Raw genomic sequence first — 17,917 nt, 5'->3', positions numbered from 1 at the left:
AAGTGATTATGCGTTTTCGGCAGTTATTACCGCTTTTCAGCGCGCTGTTCGCGCTGTATATCATCTGGGGTTCCACCTATTTCGTTATCCGCATCGGCGTGGAAAGCTGGCCGCCGCTGATGATGGCCGGCGTGCGTTTTCTCGCGGCGGGCATTTTGCTGCTCTCCTTTCTGCTTCTGCGCGGGCATCGGCTCCCGCCGCTGCGTCCGCTGCTTAACGCGGCACTGATTGGCATTCTGCTGCTGGCGGTCGGTAACGGTCTGGTCACCGTCGCGGAACATCAGAATGTCCCCTCCGGCATCGCCGCCGTGGTGGTGGCGACCGTCCCGCTGTTTACGCTGTGCTTCAGCCATTTCTTTGGCATCAAAACGCGTAAGCTGGAGTGGGCGGGCATTGCGATTGGGCTGGCGGGAATCATCATGCTGAACAGCGGCGGCAACTTAAGCGGTAATCCGTGGGGCGCCATTTTAATCCTGATCGGCTCCATCAGCTGGGCTTTTGGCTCGGTCTACGGTTCACGCATTACGCTGCCGACGGGGATGATGGCGGGCGCGATTGAAATGCTTGCCGCCGGTCTGCTGCTGATGTGCGCTTCGCTGTTAAGCGGGGAAAAATTGACCGCCCTGCCCTCGCTGTCCGGTTTTCTGGCGGTTGGATATCTGACTGTTTTTGGCTCCATCATCGCCATTAACGCCTATATGTATTTGATCCGCAACGTCAGCCCCGCGCTGGCGACCAGCTATGCCTATGTGAACCCGGTGGTCGCGGTATTACTGGGGACAGGGCTCGGCGGTGAACGGCTGGCGCCGATAGAATGGCTGGCGCTCGGCGTGATCGTTTTTGCGGTCGTGCTGGTGACGCTGGGGAAATATCTGTTTCCGGCCCGAACGGTGGTCACAGCGCAGGAAAGCGAGAAAACGCTACAGTAGGTGCATGCCCTGCGTGTCGATCTGCGCGGAGACGCCGCCCCCGCAGATCCACTCTTCCAGACGTTCCGTCAGCGCCGCGTCGCTGAGCTTTTCCCGCCCGCGCAGGGCGCACTCCCAGACAATCATTACCCGCCAGCCGAGTGTCTGCAAGCGCGCAATATCGCGGTGGTCGCGCTCGACGTTTTTGCCGATTTTCTGAAGCCAGAATTCGGTCCGCGTCGCCGGAACTTTGAACAAATAACAGTGGTGGTGATGCCAGAAGCAGCCGTGAGTAAAAATCACGCAGCGATAGTCATCAATAACGAAATCAGGGCGGCCGGGAAGCGATGCGTCCTGCACGAGGAAGTTTATCCCCTGTTCCGTCAGCAAACCGGCCAGCCGCTTTTCGATAGCGGTGTCGCGGGTGGCGATGGCCCGCATATTTTTACTGCGCGTCGCCTTATCGTGAACGTCCGCCACAGGCGCTCTCTTGCTGGCGCAGCGCGACAGCCTGTTTTATTTTTTCTTCCAGCAGGCTCGCCACTGCGGCGAACACCGGCACGACCACCGAGTTGCCAAACTGGCGGTAGGCCTGGGTGTCGGAGACCGGAATACGGAACTGGTACTCCTGCGGCGATTCAAAGCCCATCAGCCGCGCGCATTCGCGCGGCGTTAAGCGGCGCGGTCGGTGCTGCTGATTGTCCGGGTCGTCGAAGTTTTTTTCGCCTCTGGCGAAATCCCAGCCGCGATCGATCAAAATTTCCGCGCCGTCTTTGTAATAGCGCGCGGACAGGGTTCGCGTGACGCTGTTTGGGTCAGACGGACTGACCATACCGTAGCCAAAGCCGTTTCCTTTCGCCTGGTGCTTTTTCGCATAACGGTAGAGATATTTCCACAGGACCGGCGTCAGTACATATTTAGCCTCGACGACCGGTTCAAGCAGTTCAGCAAGCGTTGTGCGCCGCTGCGGGTAGCGCGTACTGATGTCGCGCAGGGTAAAGTCGCCTTTCAGATTAAGATCGCGGCGAAAACCGACCAGGACGATACGTTCACGGTGCTGCGGCAGGAAGTATTTTCCATCAATAATTTTCGGGTCGTCGGGTCCGTTATCATCGGTATCCGCCACGTCATAGCCCAGCTCATCCAGGGTCTGCATGATGATGCGGAAGGTTTTCCCTCCATCGTGACTCTTCAGGTTTTTAACGTTTTCAAGAACAAAGATCGGCGGACGACACGCGTCAATGATGCGCACAACGTCAAAGAACAGCGTTCCCTGCGTATCGCAGGCGAAGCCGTGGGCCCGCCCCAGCGCGTTTTTCTTCGACACGCCAGCCAGCGAAAACGGCTGGCAGGGAAAGCCCGCCAGCAGCACGTCATGCTGCGGTACGTGCTGGCGAATATGTTCCGCAGCCTGCCGATCGCTTATCCCCTCGCGATGGCTCAGGGTGATATCACGAATATCCTCATTAAAGCGGTGGCTGGCCGGGTCACAATAATAGTTGGCTTTATAGGTGCGCACCGCATGTTTATTCCACTCGCTGGTGAACACGCACTGGCCGCCAATCGCTTCAAACCCGCGGCGAATCCCGCCGATGCCGGCAAATAGATCGATAAAACGGAAGGCGTAGTGAGGATGATGAACAGGCGGCGTGGGAAGCAGAGTGCGCAGATGCGCCGCTTCGCGCTCGCTTAGCCGGTGCCAGAGCGATGCATTCGCCACCGTGCGTTTTAAAATGGCCGGACTCCAGTGGTTCTCGCCAACCCCGTTTAGCTGCGCCACCAGCGTTTTAACATCATAAATTTCTGATAATTTCGCCAGCATCGCCTGAAGGGATTCCGCGCTGTGATCCGTCACGGGGCTCGACGAACCTGCTAATGAAAGAGTTTGCTGCATATCTTTAACCGGCCAAAAAAGAGTGTTGTCAGGTTAACATAAAATTGGCGTTACGAGTGGCTGAGGTTGAATACGTCCATCACCGCGCGATCGATATTTTCATAGTCGCCCTGCAGCTCTGCGCTGAGTTTTGCCATGTAAGTCACCAGAAATTGAGCGTTGCTGCGCGCCAGCTCCCTCCCCCGTCCGGTTTGCATGGTTTCCGGCAAGGTCAGCAGCTTCGTGCGGAAATGATCGAGCGCATACTGTTTATCGTTAAGCGCCCGCCGTTCGGCGAAGGGATCTTCGGCGTCGAAAAGCGCTGCGCCCATTGCGCCCGAGACGGCAAAGACCCGCGCCAGGCCAATCGCGCCCAGCGCTTCAAGCCTGTCGGCATCCTGAACGATTTTCGCCTCCAGGGTGACGGGGGCAATCCCGGCGCTGAAACTGTGGGCCTCGATAGCATGACAGACGGCGGCTAACCGCGATGGCGGAAATTGCGGAAAATCGCAGAGGAGAACACGCCGGGCTTCGGCGGCAGCGAGCACCGATGAACGGTGCCGCTCAGGGTGATTTTTAGCCAGGCTGACAATGTCATGAAAGTAACAGGCCGTCAGTATGACGAGTTCATCCACCGCCAGCCCCTGGCTGAGCTGTCGCGATGTCGCCCAAACGCGACGAAAATGAAAAATGTCGTGCGCGGTGTCCTGCTGATGGTAATGGCGCAGTAGCCACTCCTCAAATTGCGACTGCCAGTACTGAAGATCCACATTGCCTCCGGTGCATTCAGGATCGCTACAGTAGCAATTTTCAGCAGTCACTTCACCTCGACGGACGGCGCGGACGCGTATACCAGGCGATACCGCCCAGCATCAGCCCCACAACGCCTAAAACCATAAATCCGAGCAAAGCGCCTAACCATTTGCCGCTGTCTGCACCCGGCGCGCTTTCAAGCCCCGCGATTAACACGGACTCAACGTGGCTTACCACCCACACATAACGAATCATCGCCCAGGCGAAATAGGCGCAAAAAGCGTAAAAAACCCACAGTGCCAGTTTGCCGCCCAGGCTGCGTGTCGCTTTTTCTTCCATCCGGTAATAAAACTCCATTTTTGTGATGTGAATCAGAAAAAATTGCTGCTTTCAATTTGTGAGTATAGTCACGATTCAGCCATGCGTGAGGTCGTCTGCCACTGCGACTCATTTAAATTGAAAATATATTGATCTCGCTCAGGTTGTCGTGAAGGGTGATAAAAACGGCTTGCTGCGCCAGTATTTAAGAGTTTCCTTAGCTTATTTATTGATAAATTATTACTGGTGCAAATAACAAAAAGGCATTCGTACAAATTTGCGTTTCTTCTGTTAATCATGTCATTATACTTTGGTTATTAGCCTTACATTATTGAGATACCCCTTTACTTTTATTACCGGCATCTGTGCCGGTTTTTTTTACCTCAGTTCCCCTATCAATCACTCACCGTTCAGACAACCCACCACAAACAAATAACAACATGAATTTATTACATAAAGACCATGAATGAATTGAAATTATTTTATATCACCGGAATTATAATAAATCATACTGAAACAATTTGAAATCTTTTAAATATATTTGTTACACGTTACTTTTAAAATAAAATGAACTCTTTGGAATAGTATCCAAATGTGCTCTTCCTGAAAGCAGCACTTATTCATCAAAACTATTATCATAAGGGAATACATAATGAAAAGAAAAGTACTGGCAATGCTTGTCCCGGTATTACTTGTTGCTGGCGCAGCAAATGCGGCAGAAATTTATAATAAAGACGGCAATAAACTTGACCTGTATGGCAAAGTTGTTGGCCTGCACTACTTCTCTGACGATACCAGCAATGACGGCGACATGTCCTATGCGCGTCTGGGCTTCAAAGGCGAAACGCAGATTAGCAATATGTTAACTGGCTACGGTCAGTGGGAATATAACCTCCAGGCGAACACAACTGAAGGTGAAGGCGCCAACTCCTGGACTCGTCTGGGCTTCGCGGGGCTGGGCTTCGGTCAAAACGGCACACTGGATTATGGTCGTAACTACGGCGTGGTTTACGACATTGAAGCGTGGACCGATATGCTGCCGGAATTCGGCGGCGATACCTGGGCGCAGACCGACGTTTATATGACGGGCCGTACCAATGGCGTCGCGACCTACCGTAACAATGGTTTCTATGGTCTGGTTGATGGCCTGAACTTCGCGCTGCAATACCAGGGCAACAATGAAAAGGCAGGGTCAGGCGAAGGGACTGGCAACGGCGACGATCGTAAACTCGCTCGCGAGAACGGCGACGGTTTTGGTATGTCCACCTCTTACGACTTTGACTTTGGCCTGAGTCTGGGCGCGGCTTACTCTAACTCCGACCGTTCAGACAACCAGGTCACCAGAGGCTATGGCGATCGCAGCAAGGCAAACAAATTTGCTGGCGGTGAAACCGCTGAAGCCTGGACCCTTGGCGCGAAATATGACGCCAACGATATCTACCTGGCGGCGATGTATGCGGAAACCCGTAATATGACCTATTACGGCAAAGCTGATGGTGAGCAAGGTGGTATCGCTAACAAAACGCAGAACTTTGAAGTTGTCGCGCAGTATCAGTTCGACTTCGGCCTGCGTCCATCCGTCGCTTACCTGCAGTCAAAGGGTAAAGATTTAGGCGGTTGGGATCACGACAGCCGCGGCAACCCGCGTTACACCGACAAAGATCTGGTGAAATACGTTGACGTGGGTATGACTTACTACTTCAACAAAAACATGTCCACCTACGTTGATTACAAAATCAACCTGCTGGACGAAGACGATGGCTTCTACGTTGACAACGGCATCGCAACCGACGACATCGTTGCAGTGGGCTTAGTGTACCAGTTCTAATCCCGCCACCATCTTAAGCCCGCTGCCCATTCAGCGGGCTTTTTTTTGCCTGCGAAGGCTCTCGTCGATACTTTCCGCAAATCCCCCTGAGCACCGAAGGCCTTCAGAAATCTGTTTGCAGCCAGTGCAGTTCAATCGTTTTGTCATCTGAGAGACGAAATTAGATAATTTGTTGTTAAGAGTGTGAACCAGAGAAGATAAAAGTGGATGCCCGGCAAGGAGCAACATGATAAAAATGGCAGCGACAGGGACAAGAAAAGAGAGTGCTATCCAGGGAAAAATCGAAAACCCGCGTTGAATTTTTTGATTTTAAAGGATGACTGGCGGAGAGAGGGTCTAAATTTTTAGTGTTCGACAATGCCCACCTGAGTTCTATTTTTCCTTTAAAAACAAAATATTGTCATTATTTTTTTGTTCGGTAGCGTGTTGCTACTGTGCAAACAATCGGCTATTTTATGCAGTACCGTATGTATGGCGGGTTGTATGACAGGATTTTGCTATGCCAAAGAAGGCCAAGGAACTCTCAGGACTTACCGTTTCAAGATTAAAAAATGAAGGTATGTATGCCGTCGGAGGTGTTGATGGTTTGTATCTCCGAATCAGAGGTCAGTCCCGCGCATGGATCCTTTGTGTTGCTATGGGAACCAGAATCAACAGACTTGGTAGAACAGTTCCCCGGCGTTTGAATATGGGCCTTGGTCCCTATCCTGAAGTCTCCTTAACCGAAGCGCGTGATAAAGCGCGTGAGCTACGTAAACAAATCCGTAACGGTATTAATCCCCTTCAGGAAAAGCACGAGCAAAAAGCTCGGCAGGAAATACAGGCCCGGAAGAAAAAGACCTTTGCCGAATGTTGTGAAGAAGTGCTGGAAGTCAAAGATAGTGAGATGAAGAACAAAAAACATCTCGCTCAATGGCGTTCCACGTTGGAAACCTATGCCTACCCTTTCATTGGCAAAAAGGCAGTAAGTGAAATCACCAAAGTGGATCTTCTGGCAATACTGGAACCTATCTGGTTAACCAAGAACGAAACCGCCAGCCGTCTTCGTGGACGCATTGAAACGGTGATTGATTACGCCAAAGCTAAAGAATATTTTGAAGGTGATAACCCTGCCGCATGGAAAGGTATGCTGAAACCTCTCCTGCCTCAGCCGAGCAAAGTTCAGATCCCCAAACACCATGCCGCCCTCCCCTATAATCAAATCGGCACCTTTATGAAAGAGCTGCGCGAACGAACCGGCATTACACCTCGTGCGCTTGAGTTTGCCATTCTGACCGCAGCCCGTTCTGGTGAAATTCGTGGCGCAGAGTGGGATGAAATGGATCTTGAAGGTAAAACATGGACGATACCCGCCAGTCGCATGAAAGCAGCAAAAGAGCATCGAGTTCCTTTGTCTGATGCTGCCGTTGCTCTGTTAAAAGATTTACCCCGCTTTAAAGGCAACAACTTTGTGTTCCCTGCCCCACGTAAAGGACAACTTTCTGATACTGCTTTGCTGGCAGTGTTAAAACGAATGGGATATACCGACTTAACGCAACATGGATTCAGATCGACATTTCGTGATTGGGCTGGTGAAACGACCAACTATCCGCGTGAGGTTATTGAACATGCGTTAGCTCACCAGTTGGCAGATAAGGCCGAAGCAGCGTATCAACGTGGGACGTTATGGCCTAAGCGGGTGGCGCTGATGGATGATTGGTCGGGGTATTGTATAACTAATACTTAAGACAGCATCAACAACATATTTGGTAAATGGACTTAGTATCCATAATAATTTCATGGCTTCTATGCACTGGCCTGTAGAGCTTCACATGAACTATAAGGAAAGCAACAGTGTCCAAGCAGCATTCCCCAACAAGGCTACACATTTTGATTAGCGCCGTCTTAAGGCCAGAAAAGCACAGATGGCTTGCCTCTCTTCTTTAACTCATTAATATAAGGAGTTTATCAAGGACTGAACGGGGAACTTATGTCATCCAATAATAGCAATAGTGGTTCAACACTTTCTGTATTAAGTTTTGTAGATGGATTATGGGATTTAGCCAAAGTAGCAAAATTAATTTATTTTACCTTATGCTTTGATGTCCTTTTCTTTTACCTAAAAGGAATTGGTCTGTTTGGCATAAAGCTGGGTAGTGAATTCGATCTGTCAATTGCAGATCTGGCAGGAATGATTATTGCCTTGGGCATTTTCTCATCCATCATACTAGAAGTAATAACACTATTTTTTAATTTGCTATTAATACAAATAAAGTATAGTAAACCACTACGATATAAAGATGAGATATCCTACCAAAAATCCTCGACAGAAGTATATATGTATGAACTACGAGATGATGCCTTAGACAATGGCGACGATATGTCATTTAAATTATATAATGAAGAAAAAAGCAAAAGAGACAAAAGCCGTAGGGAAGAAAGATTAACTGAGATAGTTTCCTTCGGAACTATTTTTGTTTTCGCTTTAGAATGGTATTTATCTTTATCAGACGGTTCCAGTAAAATGTTTATTGATTGGTTGTGGGTGCAATCAAACCACAGAGATCCAACCACGCCGCATTATTTTATTGGCCTGTTAGTTTCGTTAGCATTACTGTTGTGTGCAACAGCAGTTTGCTGGCCGACAGATCATGAACGTAAAATATATTACCCGAAGCTTGCGAAAAAATTGAGGGCAAAAGAAGATGAAAGAAAGAAGAAATTTAATAACTTGTAATTTATAAAGGGCCTTTCGGCCCATTCTTTAAATACAAAAATTCATTTTCAGCAGTTAGTATTACTGACATGCATATAATCTTCTGTAATTACTATAACAGTGATCATTCTTACCTCCACTACAACGTAGTTCATCATATTGAGCTATTAATGTTTAACAAAAAATTCTATTACAGTTAGCATTTTGTATTCGATATCTAAAGTCTCTATAGACTATAATACTTAGTTATTGTTCCTGACTATGGCTGGAAGATTTTTTTTCATCTGCTGTTGAACACGATAAAACCATTAAGAAAAGACATCCATATTTCCTTAAAAAGTTAGCTCCCAAATTGGGAGAGCTAAAGAGATATAAACGATGAAGATAAATAAACAACCCTATTCAATGATATTATGTTAATTATTCCGACGAGTGGATTACATTAGAAAAGGCAAAGACTTCTCTTTGCCTTTCTGGAGATTTAAAAACAACATTTGTTATCACTACTATCATTATTACTCCCTTATGAGATATTAATCATATCTGATGCAAAAGTAATAATGACGTTTACAACATAAAAATTAACATTTACTGGTCGAACAGAACGCATGAGTTAAAAGGAAAAAATAGTATTAACAAAAAGATTATTTAGCGTTCTGTTCTTTTATATAGATAGCAGATATTAATTATATATCAACCCCTGTCATGAAATTTATTTAATATTTTTATTTCTGTCTTCCATCCATTTGAGCAAGAAACCATCTCCCTGCTTTTATATATTTTATCCGTTCAATATCATTCAGCTCAGATGCTGAAAGTAAAATACCCATAACAAGTTCCTTATCCACCTGTTCGACAGCACAATTCATAGTCTTAGCTACTTCCGCCCCAAGGATAATCTTGAGCCTTGTTTCAACTTTCTTTTGTTCTGATTTCTCCATTGACTTAAGACGGTTAAGTTCAAGTTGCGCAAATGCCACCTTTTGCTTTAATGTTTTTTCTGTTCTTGATCTTTTATTTTCATTATCCATAATTATTACCTCTGTTGTTTATACATATTTAATTATCACAAAGATGAATAACGTCAAATTTATAAAATGTTTTAGCATTAAGTGGAATGTCCATTTTAATACACCCTACAACCTATAGAATCTCTGGAAGATTGAGTTAAACTTCGCAGATATAAAAGCATTGCATAAGAAAACGGTTATAGTTAAAATGGCAATTTTTATTTATCAGGAAGATTTATAATGACGGACGCATCCATAAAGCTAAATAAAAGTTTAAAATCGACTGCAATACTACTGATACTTTTTTTATTATCGCCTATCATAGTTATTGTTGTAGGCATTATATTTTTTAACTCCAACTTCTCGACATATCACTTTAACTTATACTACCTTCTTCTTTCAACTGTATGTTCACTGCCAATATATTTTTTATATTTGAAAAGAAATTCCTATAAGAATTTCAATGATTTTATTTTGTTCATTTCAGCGTCCCTTACAGCAGTATCATACGTCACAGGAGGAGAATGGCTGCTTTTATCCAAACTACCAAGCTTAGAGATACAACTGCAGCATCCAAATATATTCTTCTTTACACTGATTAAACTCAACATAATAATTATTTGTACTATTGCTAAAACAATTATAACTTTCCATGAGTGGGTAAAGCTCAGTAGAAATGAAAAAACAACTTCATTGAAAGATAGTTTTAAGCAGGCAAAAATTTATGTGTCAGATCGTTTAAAAAAATTAAAGCCTCTCCCAGATACTACCAACATAGACGATAAAAAACATAATGAGCATAGTGATAATAATGAAGTCCATAAAAAAGATAGAAGAAGCAAATAGTATTATCCATTCATTATCCGTAGTATCAACGCTCATAAACGCAAGTATGTTTATGAGCAATAAAAATAATATCATCATTAGATTTTGACTTCTTACACTTAGATTTTTCATTCAAAGGCTCCATATTAAAGATAAACATACCATAATAAATATGTGTTCTTATCAGATTGTCAATGTAATGAAATAATATCTACAGACGAAACCTGCGCTCCCGGAAGTAAAACCATCCCAAAAAACATGTTTTTGCAGTAGAGACTCAAGTTAGCTGTTATTAAAATAAAATTGTGCAACACATGTGATAGTATTTAATAACCAAAAACATCTGGCACTCTCCGCGTTACTTATTTTTGCACATTCGTGTTTTTATTTTCACCTGTTATTTTTTAAATGTGTTTTCAGGTCTTAACCTGTGAATTGTGCAACACATAGCACTCTCTATTTTATTAGCTTTTTTCTTCAACTTTAGCTATCCCGCCTTACGGCGGGAACAATTAATACTTCTTTTGCCCTTACGGGCCTTTTCTTTACTCTTTTTTCCCTTCGGATGTGAAACCTACACCTTTAATCCAGTTTGCGCCGTTTAATTTAACGCATCATTTTACAACCATCAGTATATTTCGTATTAATTAATAAGGGGGGGAGTTTTTACATTGGCTTATTTTTTAAAGACAATGCCCACCTATACACTGCTACGCAGTGTGTGGGGTCTACCGACGGTTGCCTACCGCAGGCTAAAAGCAAAACCAAGGTCAACGTCAACCCCGAAGTTTTTCTGGCGAAAAACTAACAGCAGCACTTTTATTTGAGGTTATATTTTTATATGGCGATTTTTCATCTGGATTTTAAAATTGTGAAACGAAGCGAAGGCATGACTTCCGTTGCGAAAGCTGCCTACCATGCCCGTACACGTATTACAGATGATCGCATTGGTGAAACATATGATTTCAGCCACAGAACAGATCTACATGGTCATATTATATTAGCCCCTGATTCAGCTCCTTCTCATATTATCGAAAGCTCCTCAGCACTCTGGAATGAAGTTGAAAGAGTGGAACGCCAGAACAACGGTCAAACAGCCCGCTATTTTGATGTCGCTATCCCTGTAGAACTCAACAACGATGACAAGAAAAAATTAGTTGCCGAATACTGTCAGAAAAACTTTGTCGATAAGGGTATGATAGCTGATATCGCATTCCATGATTTAGACAGTAAAAACCCACATGCTCACGTCATGTTAACCCTGAAAACTATCACCGCTGCTGGCTTCGGCAAAAAAGACAGAAGCTGGAATGATAAGAAGATGATGATCCAGTGGCGTGAGTCGTGGGCCACCATGTCAAACAGCTACCTTGAAGCTATTGGAAGCGAAGAACGTATCGATCACCGCTCTCTCAGATCGCAATGTGCTGATGCTCTTGCCCAAGCAGAAGAAGCATTCAGCGCTGAAGAGAAAGCATTCTGGCTTGCCAAGGCAACCGAAACAAACCGTCCAGCAATGCAGCGTGTTCATCGTGCTAAATGGAATAACTCAGAGTCTCAGGAACAGCGAGCTGCTGAACAAGCTCAACGCAATCTTCAAATTGAAGAGGCCAAGAAGGTTTATACAACATTTAGTGAACTGCCATTGGAAATCATCGTTGATGTCAGAAGCTTTACGGTTACACATCATGCTGAACCCGAAGAAATCATTCTCCCTGACTACACGCCAAAGGAAAAACAGCAGCCGGTGGTGTCGGTGCCTACCACAAGCAGAAGACCAGCCGTAAAATCTTACCGCGATCCCAATAAGGCCAGTAAAGTTAGTGCCGCAGGGAAGAAATCTCCCGTTCTAATTGTTCCTGAACCAAATAAATCCACTAAACTGAAAACACCTTCCTCCCGAAACACCAGAGCGAAGAACCGCGCTCCCATGAACAATAGAAAGCAAGTTAAACCACGCCAGAATGGTATGTTTAAGCGTTTCACACTACTTGTGGCGGGCTTCTTCAAAGAGAGATTTGTATGGGCCAGAAGGAAACCCGATACCACTGATACTGATCATGACAAACGTATCGCAGAAAACTATGTCTTCGATGAGGTGTTGGGGATCTATGTTCCACGCTCAGAGTTTGAAAATCGCGTTAAATATAACAATGACCAAAAATCATCAGAAGCAGAGTTCTGTGGAAACGTATCAGATAATGACAAGACCGTTCGTTTCCCAAGTCGTCAACGTGTAGTAGAAAAACATGTGAATGTCTTAGATTGCATACCCAAACCTTCAGCAGGTAAAAAGCTATCAACTTCTGAACTAACACTATCAAGGTCGAGTATTAAAAATAAAAATCAAAACTAGATTACTTTCAATATTTTAATTAAATCTAAAGAATCAATTTTACTGCTATAAGTAATAATGTTACTATAATTAAACATATTATCAAATGGGTTCATATAATGAAAAAGGAAATTTATAGATTTAGAAGCATAAATAGTTTGATAGGCGAATTTAACGAATTAGAAACTCAAAGTATTTTTTTTGCTGCTCCAGAAAATCTGAATGATCCAATGGAAGGCTTTAGAGATATTTATTGGAATGGTGACATCATTGTTTGGCGGAACTTATTTAAACATTACCTTTTATGCTTAGAACAAGTGTGTTCTCTATTGCTCATATCAGGAGAGAAACAAACAATATCCATTCAGGATATACCAATATTTTCCAACGAAGAAGATTATCCCACCCAACAATACAAAGAGCTATTTACTAATATATCAACACATTTTTTCTCAAGTGATTACCTGTCAAGACTAATCGAAGCCATATCAAAACGTACAATCCGGAGAGATGAATTATCTTTTTATCTTAAAACGGTTCACTACTTTGCTCTTGAATCTATATTTTCACAATATGAGAAAAATGCATTAATACCACAAAGGGGAACGAACGACTTTGATACAGAAAAGCCAATAATAGATTTGCTTGAGCAAAATTTCTTTTCACTTATGGATGATAAAATTAGTTCTAATGTTGATGATAATAAAAGGAAAATTAATGCGTTGTTTTCTGCTTTTTTGCATACAAACTCACAAATAGATTTAATTAACCGTTATAATGGCATCATAGATGATAATACTAAAAATAAAAATTTAGTTTTCTTCGAGTTTGTAGAGAAATATATTTCTATTTTAGAGAAGTTAATCTATCCTGAGTGGTATACAGCCTGCTTTATGTCAGAATGTTATAATTCTTCTGTATGGGGACATTATGGAAATAATCATACCGGTGCATGCCTTATATTTAAAATTGAATCTGAAGACAATAATAACAGTCTTAGCTTAAAACGAAAAAATGGTTATAGTTCCACATCCGGGCATACATATGGATTTGTTAAACACAAGTTTTATCCAATTGATTATAAAAACGGATATGGTGAGATAGATTTTTTCAGAATGTTAGGCCGACTACCCATCCCAAAATTAAATTCAACATGGTACACATTGGATGGCGAAATTAGCATATGTGCTGATGATATGCTTAAATCCGAGGACAAATGGAGAGAGTCCTACTGGAATAATTTCTATCGTGATATAACGATCAAAACCAAAGACTGGGAATATGAAAATGAACACAGACTAATATTATCCAGTTCTCTTATTGATTTTAGTGAATCAAAAGATAGAGTGTTGATTTATGACTTCAATTCATTGCAAGGTATCATTTTTGGAATAAAAACAAAAATAGAGGATAAAATAAAGATAATGAAAGTCATTGAGAATAAATGCAGGGAAAATGGCAGAGCTGATTTCAAATTTTATCAGGCATATTACTCCCCTAAAAACAAACAGATAGAGCATTTCGAAATGACCTTACTGACTTTAGCATGATGAATATATGTTATAATATGAACAGTTCTAAAAGCTGTTCATATTATACTATGATTATTTATCTTAAATTATTTTTTATTCCTTTCAGGAAATAAAATTATTAAATAAAGGTAAGCTTTATATTAATTTCCCTTCTCAAACATGCCCCTGCTCTACCTTCTACAGAGGAATAGGGGCATTTAACGATCCAGCATCCTTTTAGTTAGCTTTCCAACCATTACTGGTTTTAACGAGATTCATTGCACCATCAGCAGGTTCATTCATCCCTTTAACGTTGGCGAACGCCTTTTTGTCAATCCAGCTCGGAACGTCAGTAAGCTTCCATGTATAAGATACGCGAACAACCTTCTGACCGCCGTTACCCGGTTCCGTCCATTCCTTGATCTCGTCAACAGCACGACGACCTACACAAGCACCATCTGTTGTGCTCCAGACTTTAGCTTTTACTCCTTCGTCTGTTATCCCTAATACGTTCGAATCATAGCCCTGCTCAAAGACCATCATTCCCTGCTCAACAAATCCATCGAGGATCACTGAATTTGTGCCTGTGCCAGTCGAATCAAGTCGTGGCTTGGCAAGACGGATGGGGAAGCTAGTGTTATTGTTATCCAGCGAAAAGCAGTATCTGGTCTGCCCGATCTTGGCATTGATCGCTTTCTCAAAATCGCCTTTTTCACCACATCCCGCCAGTGCCAGAGCTGCGCCAGCAACGAGTAAAATCTTCTTCATCTGCGTATCCATCCTGATAATCAAAAATGTTGCCATGTGTTAATGTTTTTCTGGTTAACTGTAGTGTTTCTGCGTGTTCAGACAGATATGACACAACAAAACCAACGTCTAACCAATTGATAGGATTCAATTCTTTTTGAGGCTCGTCATATCGTTTAAAACGATCAAAAACAACTTTACGATAGCCTTTTGCTATCACAATTTAATATTCGATCGTTTTTAACAATTAATTACCGATCAATATCACGCATCTAATCGTCAAAAACTATCAATAATTAATTATTGATCTTTTATATCGATCATAATTTTACGTTCTAATAGGCTTGAGACGCAGGGGCAAGAGCCTCAGTCGCAGCGCCATAAGAGCCAGAAACTCCTTAGGGTTCTGTGAACAGACCAAGCCCCTTTAACTCATTTACATGGAGGAAGTAAAAGTGGAAGCAGCAGGTATCGTGTTTTTAGTTGTGCTCTTCATCGTTATCATGACCGCAGTAGATATACAGAAGAAAAAGCACTACAACAGCTTCACGGAAGTTCTGGATGGCGATGTTTTATCTTATGAATGTCAGCGAACCGGGATAGTCATAGATACCAAACAACACACCATTCGTTTTTTCGATAAAGAAAGAGACAAGACATATTCTTATAACAATATCAGAGAGATCAATTACACGCTTTCAGAAGGTGGTAAATTTTACGGAAATGGAACATTGAAAGGCATGAATAATGCGGCTATTGCTAACTGGAGAGAACAGCTTTCAGCTAATAAACGATCTGGCCTAAATATTTTAACCGATGATATTAAAAACCCTATGTGGAAAATTAATGTTCCCTTGAAGAATAAAACCATTTCAAATCAAGAACTTTGCGAACGCTGGCTTCTTGTTTTTAAACGATATGTTTTTTAATCCGTTATTTTTAATTATTATATACCTATGGGACTAAAATGAAAAAAATGCTTATTGCTGTATTGATTATTCTTCCACTTGCCAGTTGTACCGTTCACGGAAATAAATCCCTGACAGATGAAACTCACCAGACGGTAAAGCTAAAAATTGTCAAGGGGAAAACAACCCAACAAGACATCCTTACCGCGTTCGGAGAACCATAGACACGCGCCACGGACGATGGGCAAGAGATGTGGAACTACTCCAGTATGACGGGAGAAAATCAGTTATCTAACTACATTCCCGGACTTGCTTTACTGACCAGTAGCAGTACAGCACACATTAAATCGCTGGATATCTGGTTTAAGGGCGATGTTGTTGAGCGTTACAATTTTAGTCAGACAGCCAGTAAGACTTCACGTGGTTTGATGGATTAATTATTACATGTGATAGACTCATATAGCTGTATATCTATACACCCTCTTTAGACTCTGTTCGATACAGCACACCATTGTAATGAGCTTCGGCATATGTTGAAGCTCTATCTCTTTTTTACACTCAAATCCATCATTTCTAAATTTAGGGTTTATAAATGGTTGAAATTGGGTGCGTATAGCATCATTAGACGCGGGATAAAAACAAGTAAAACCCACTGTTAAGGACAATCATGCTATCCCTGTTAATATCCAACAATACATTGCTGATAAAAAAAATCCGATTATAATCGGAAAGGCTATATTTTCACAAAATAAGTTCAAAAATGAACCAGAATATTGTATTCTTCTGACACTGGTTCAATGAGGATGAATCATAATAGAGATTCTAATATTTATGATTATATATAACCTAAGCAAAATTTACACAACGAATCATAAACCTATATTGTATTATGCTTTTCTCTATCGCCGACTCAAACCAAGATTAAAAATAGGATGAACCATGAAAAAACAAACTAAAAAGAAAACATATACAATGTATATATTAGAGCTTGAAGATAATTGTTATTACATCGGTATAACAAAGTTTTTAGGGCGCTCCATGGATAAACATCATCAAGGGAAATGTTCTTGGACAAAACTACATAAGCCATTAAAAATACAAGAGTCTTATTACGTTCATGTAATATCTGATGATGAATTGCCTTCTTTAGTCAAGGAAAAAGCTAACGAATACGCCCAATTGTATGGTATAGAGAATGTTGGATATTGGCAAAAAGTTTTCAGAGAATATTATGTATATGTTTGGGAACTAGAAGGTGGAAACTACTATATCGGCATGACTGTGAGATTAAAGAACAGAAATTTTGAACATATAAGCAAAAGAGGCTCAGACTGGACAAAGAAGCATAAGCCAATAAAACTTATAGAAAAAACTAGCTTTTTATCTGATGACATTAATTATGTTTATAGAATAGAAAACATTAAAACATTCGAGTATATGTTCCGTTATGGTATTGATAAAGTTAGAGGAGGCACTTTTAGTACTGCAGACACTTTGTATAAAAGCATTATATTAAAATATATACGCAAATACAAATATACACTTTCCGTTTATGAAGAAATAATGACGTACACTCGACCAGAATTAGTTCCCAATAATTTATGGAGTCTTGTACGTATTCATAAAAATGATTTATATCAGAATATTTCATCTCTAGAAAAAATAAATGAATTGCTTAACAAAAGAAATATAGTAATAGATGCTTGGCCTTATGACAATGATACTAAAAAAATAATATTTGCTTGTTGGGTATTACGCGGTTTTAATCCGGAATTCGCATGTTATTTTATCGATAAAATAGCATATTGATAATACAATATGAAGGTATTCATAAACTATATATATAAACAAAAATCCATCCTCCTTGGTATATTTAAATACTGATTATAAATTATACTTCTTCATGTGGATGGAAGGATGTTATCATTTTAATATTGTTCATTGTATTTTTCTTTTTTTATTTATTACTATTTAATACTCTATAGTAAGCGTCAAAAATATATATTTGTATTTTATCATATTTTAAATTTCTTTTTGAAAAGATCTTTATCTCTGTGCTTACGCACGGCTACGCCCTGACGCTGACATTTTTATTTTATTCACCTCCTGTCTGTTAAATAAAAAGAAAAGTCTTCGATCATTATTTGATCTCTTTTCCTCATGATGCTGAATTTAGATCCTATTTTTAAACATAGTTTTTCCCTTT

16 protein-coding genes and 1 pseudogene are annotated in these 17,917 nt (G+C 41.9%); 10 read left to right on the top strand and 7 right to left on the bottom strand.

Annotated elements, in window-relative coordinates:
* The first annotated feature begins 8 nt into the window (after positions 1 to 8).
* Entirely contained in the window at positions 9 to 929 is a 921-nt protein-coding gene (gene yedA, locus K7R23_RS16250) for a drug/metabolite exporter YedA (RefSeq protein ID WP_012906250.1), read from the top strand.
* Here the strand turns inward: yedA and K7R23_RS16245 are convergent.
* From K7R23_RS16245 to drpB, 4 genes are read right to left on the bottom strand one after another with little or no spacing between them, the layout of a single operon-like run.
* Positions 921 to 1,388 carry a very short patch repair endonuclease gene (locus tag K7R23_RS16245; protein WP_012906251.1) on the bottom strand — a complete coding sequence of 156 codons (468 nt, stop codon included), beginning with the start codon at positions 1,386 to 1,388 and terminating at the stop codon, positions 921 to 923. The genes yedA and K7R23_RS16245 overlap by 9 nt on opposite strands.
* The gene (locus K7R23_RS16240; RefSeq protein ID WP_012906252.1) at positions 1,369 to 2,802 is read right to left on the bottom strand and encodes a DNA cytosine methyltransferase; all 1,434 of its coding nucleotides are present in this window, start codon (positions 2,800 to 2,802) and stop codon (positions 1,369 to 1,371) included. Before K7R23_RS16240 ends, K7R23_RS16245 begins: the two co-directional genes overlap by 20 nt.
* 50 nt (positions 2,803 to 2,852) lie before the next feature.
* Positions 2,853 to 3,551: a phosphohydrolase gene (locus K7R23_RS16235; protein ID WP_012906253.1), complete on the bottom strand. Its 699-nt coding sequence runs from the start codon at positions 3,549 to 3,551 to the stop codon at positions 2,853 to 2,855.
* 52 nt (positions 3,552 to 3,603) lie between these two features.
* Positions 3,604 to 3,873, bottom strand: coding sequence for a cell division protein DrpB (drpB, locus tag K7R23_RS16230; protein WP_042623228.1), 270 nt, complete (start codon positions 3,871 to 3,873; stop codon positions 3,604 to 3,606).
* A gap of 631 nt (positions 3,874 to 4,504) precedes the next feature.
* On the opposite strand from drpB, the gene ompC reads away from it, so the two are divergent.
* From ompC to K7R23_RS16215, 3 genes are all read left to right on the top strand, one after another.
* A complete protein-coding gene (gene ompC, locus K7R23_RS16225) occupies positions 4,505 to 5,680 on the top strand; it encodes a porin OmpC (protein WP_012906255.1) in 1,176 nt (391 codons plus the stop codon).
* 499 nt (positions 5,681 to 6,179) lie between these two features.
* Positions 6,180 to 7,406 carry a tyrosine-type recombinase/integrase gene (locus tag K7R23_RS16220; RefSeq protein WP_012906256.1) on the top strand — a complete coding sequence of 409 codons (1,227 nt, stop codon included), beginning with the start codon at positions 6,180 to 6,182 and terminating at the stop codon, positions 7,404 to 7,406.
* Positions 7,407 to 7,649: 243 nt separating this feature from the next.
* On the top strand, positions 7,650 to 8,396 hold the full coding sequence (locus tag K7R23_RS16215) for a hypothetical protein (protein ID WP_012906257.1): 747 nt from the start codon (positions 7,650 to 7,652) through the stop codon (positions 8,394 to 8,396).
* A gap of 704 nt (positions 8,397 to 9,100) precedes the next feature.
* Here the strand turns inward: K7R23_RS16215 and K7R23_RS16210 are convergent.
* Positions 9,101 to 9,406, bottom strand: a complete 306-nt coding sequence (locus tag K7R23_RS16210) for a conjugal transfer protein TraD (RefSeq protein ID WP_012906258.1) — start codon at positions 9,404 to 9,406, stop codon at positions 9,101 to 9,103.
* 414 nt (positions 9,407 to 9,820) lie between these two features.
* Here K7R23_RS16210 and K7R23_RS16205 point away from each other — a divergent pair, with 414 nt between their 5' ends.
* The 3 genes from K7R23_RS16205 (at position 9,821) to K7R23_RS16195 (ending at position 14,095) form a co-directional block, all read left to right on the top strand.
* The gene (locus tag K7R23_RS16205; protein ID WP_232796080.1) at positions 9,821 to 10,231 is read left to right on the top strand and encodes a hypothetical protein; all 411 of its coding nucleotides are present in this window, start codon (positions 9,821 to 9,823) and stop codon (positions 10,229 to 10,231) included.
* 820 nt (positions 10,232 to 11,051) lie between these two features.
* A complete protein-coding gene (gene mobQ / locus K7R23_RS16200; protein WP_012906261.1) occupies positions 11,052 to 12,566 on the top strand; it encodes a MobQ family relaxase in 1,515 nt (504 codons plus the stop codon).
* A 98-nt stretch (positions 12,567 to 12,664) separates the two neighbouring features.
* Complete coding sequence (locus K7R23_RS16195) at positions 12,665 to 14,095, top strand: DUF2971 domain-containing protein (protein WP_012906262.1); 1,431 nt, start codon at positions 12,665 to 12,667, stop codon at positions 14,093 to 14,095.
* Positions 14,096 to 14,293: 198 nt separating this feature from the next.
* Here the strand turns inward: K7R23_RS16195 and K7R23_RS16190 are convergent, their stop codons facing one another.
* Positions 14,294 to 14,824 carry a lipoprotein gene (locus K7R23_RS16190; protein ID WP_024132725.1) on the bottom strand — a complete coding sequence of 177 codons (531 nt, stop codon included), beginning with the start codon at positions 14,822 to 14,824 and terminating at the stop codon, positions 14,294 to 14,296.
* On the bottom strand, positions 14,769 to 15,023 hold the full coding sequence (locus tag K7R23_RS16185; protein WP_024132726.1) for a hypothetical protein: 255 nt from the start codon (positions 15,021 to 15,023) through the stop codon (positions 14,769 to 14,771). Before K7R23_RS16185 ends, K7R23_RS16190 begins: the two co-directional genes overlap by 56 nt.
* A 235-nt stretch (positions 15,024 to 15,258) precedes the next feature.
* Here K7R23_RS16185 and K7R23_RS16180 point away from each other — a divergent pair, with 235 nt between their 5' ends.
* The 3 genes and pseudogenes from K7R23_RS16180 to K7R23_RS16175 all read left to right on the top strand — a co-directional run bounded on the left by K7R23_RS16180 (position 15,259) and on the right by K7R23_RS16175 (position 17,520).
* On the top strand, positions 15,259 to 15,732 hold the full coding sequence (locus tag K7R23_RS16180) for a DUF4755 domain-containing protein (RefSeq protein ID WP_024132727.1): 474 nt from the start codon (positions 15,259 to 15,261) through the stop codon (positions 15,730 to 15,732).
* 38 nt (positions 15,733 to 15,770) lie between these two features.
* A pseudogene (locus K7R23_RS25850) lies at positions 15,771 to 16,148 on the top strand (hypothetical protein).
* 502 nt (positions 16,149 to 16,650) lie between these two features.
* The gene (locus K7R23_RS16175) at positions 16,651 to 17,520 is read left to right on the top strand and encodes a GIY-YIG nuclease family protein (RefSeq protein ID WP_012906265.1); all 870 of its coding nucleotides are present in this window, start codon (positions 16,651 to 16,653) and stop codon (positions 17,518 to 17,520) included.
* Positions 17,521 to 17,917: the final 397 nt, after the last annotated feature.

The sequence above is a fragment of the Citrobacter rodentium NBRC 105723 = DSM 16636 genome (assembly GCF_021278985.1).
Classification (GTDB): domain Bacteria; phylum Pseudomonadota; class Gammaproteobacteria; order Enterobacterales; family Enterobacteriaceae; genus Citrobacter_A; species Citrobacter_A rodentium.
This window is presented reverse-complemented; position numbering and strand designations above follow the sequence as displayed.

What these genes read in the sequence shown, in the direction of transcription:
- yedA (WP_012906250.1), top strand. Translation starts at nt 9, where the DNA reads ATGCGTTTTCGGCAGTTATTACCGCTTTTCAGCGCGCTGTTCGCGCTG.
- K7R23_RS16240 (WP_012906252.1), bottom strand. Translation starts at nt 2,802, where the DNA reads ATGCAGCAAACTCTTTCATTAGCAGGTTCGTCGAGCCCCGTGACGGAT.
- drpB (WP_042623228.1), bottom strand. Translation starts at nt 3,873, where the DNA reads ATGGAAGAAAAAGCGACACGCAGCCTGGGCGGCAAACTGGCACTGTGG.
- ompC (WP_012906255.1), top strand. Translation starts at nt 4,505, where the DNA reads ATGAAAAGAAAAGTACTGGCAATGCTTGTCCCGGTATTACTTGTTGCT.
- K7R23_RS16220 (WP_012906256.1), top strand. Translation starts at nt 6,180, where the DNA reads ATGCCAAAGAAGGCCAAGGAACTCTCAGGACTTACCGTTTCAAGATTA.
- K7R23_RS16215 (WP_012906257.1), top strand. Translation starts at nt 7,650, where the DNA reads ATGTCATCCAATAATAGCAATAGTGGTTCAACACTTTCTGTATTAAGT.
- K7R23_RS16210 (WP_012906258.1), bottom strand. Translation starts at nt 9,406, where the DNA reads ATGGATAATGAAAATAAAAGATCAAGAACAGAAAAAACATTAAAGCAA.
- mobQ (WP_012906261.1), top strand. Translation starts at nt 11,052, where the DNA reads ATGGCGATTTTTCATCTGGATTTTAAAATTGTGAAACGAAGCGAAGGC.
- K7R23_RS16195 (WP_012906262.1), top strand. Translation starts at nt 12,665, where the DNA reads ATGAAAAAGGAAATTTATAGATTTAGAAGCATAAATAGTTTGATAGGC.
- K7R23_RS16190 (WP_024132725.1), bottom strand. Translation starts at nt 14,824, where the DNA reads ATGAAGAAGATTTTACTCGTTGCTGGCGCAGCTCTGGCACTGGCGGGA.
- K7R23_RS16175 (WP_012906265.1), top strand. Translation starts at nt 16,651, where the DNA reads ATGAAAAAACAAACTAAAAAGAAAACATATACAATGTATATATTAGAG.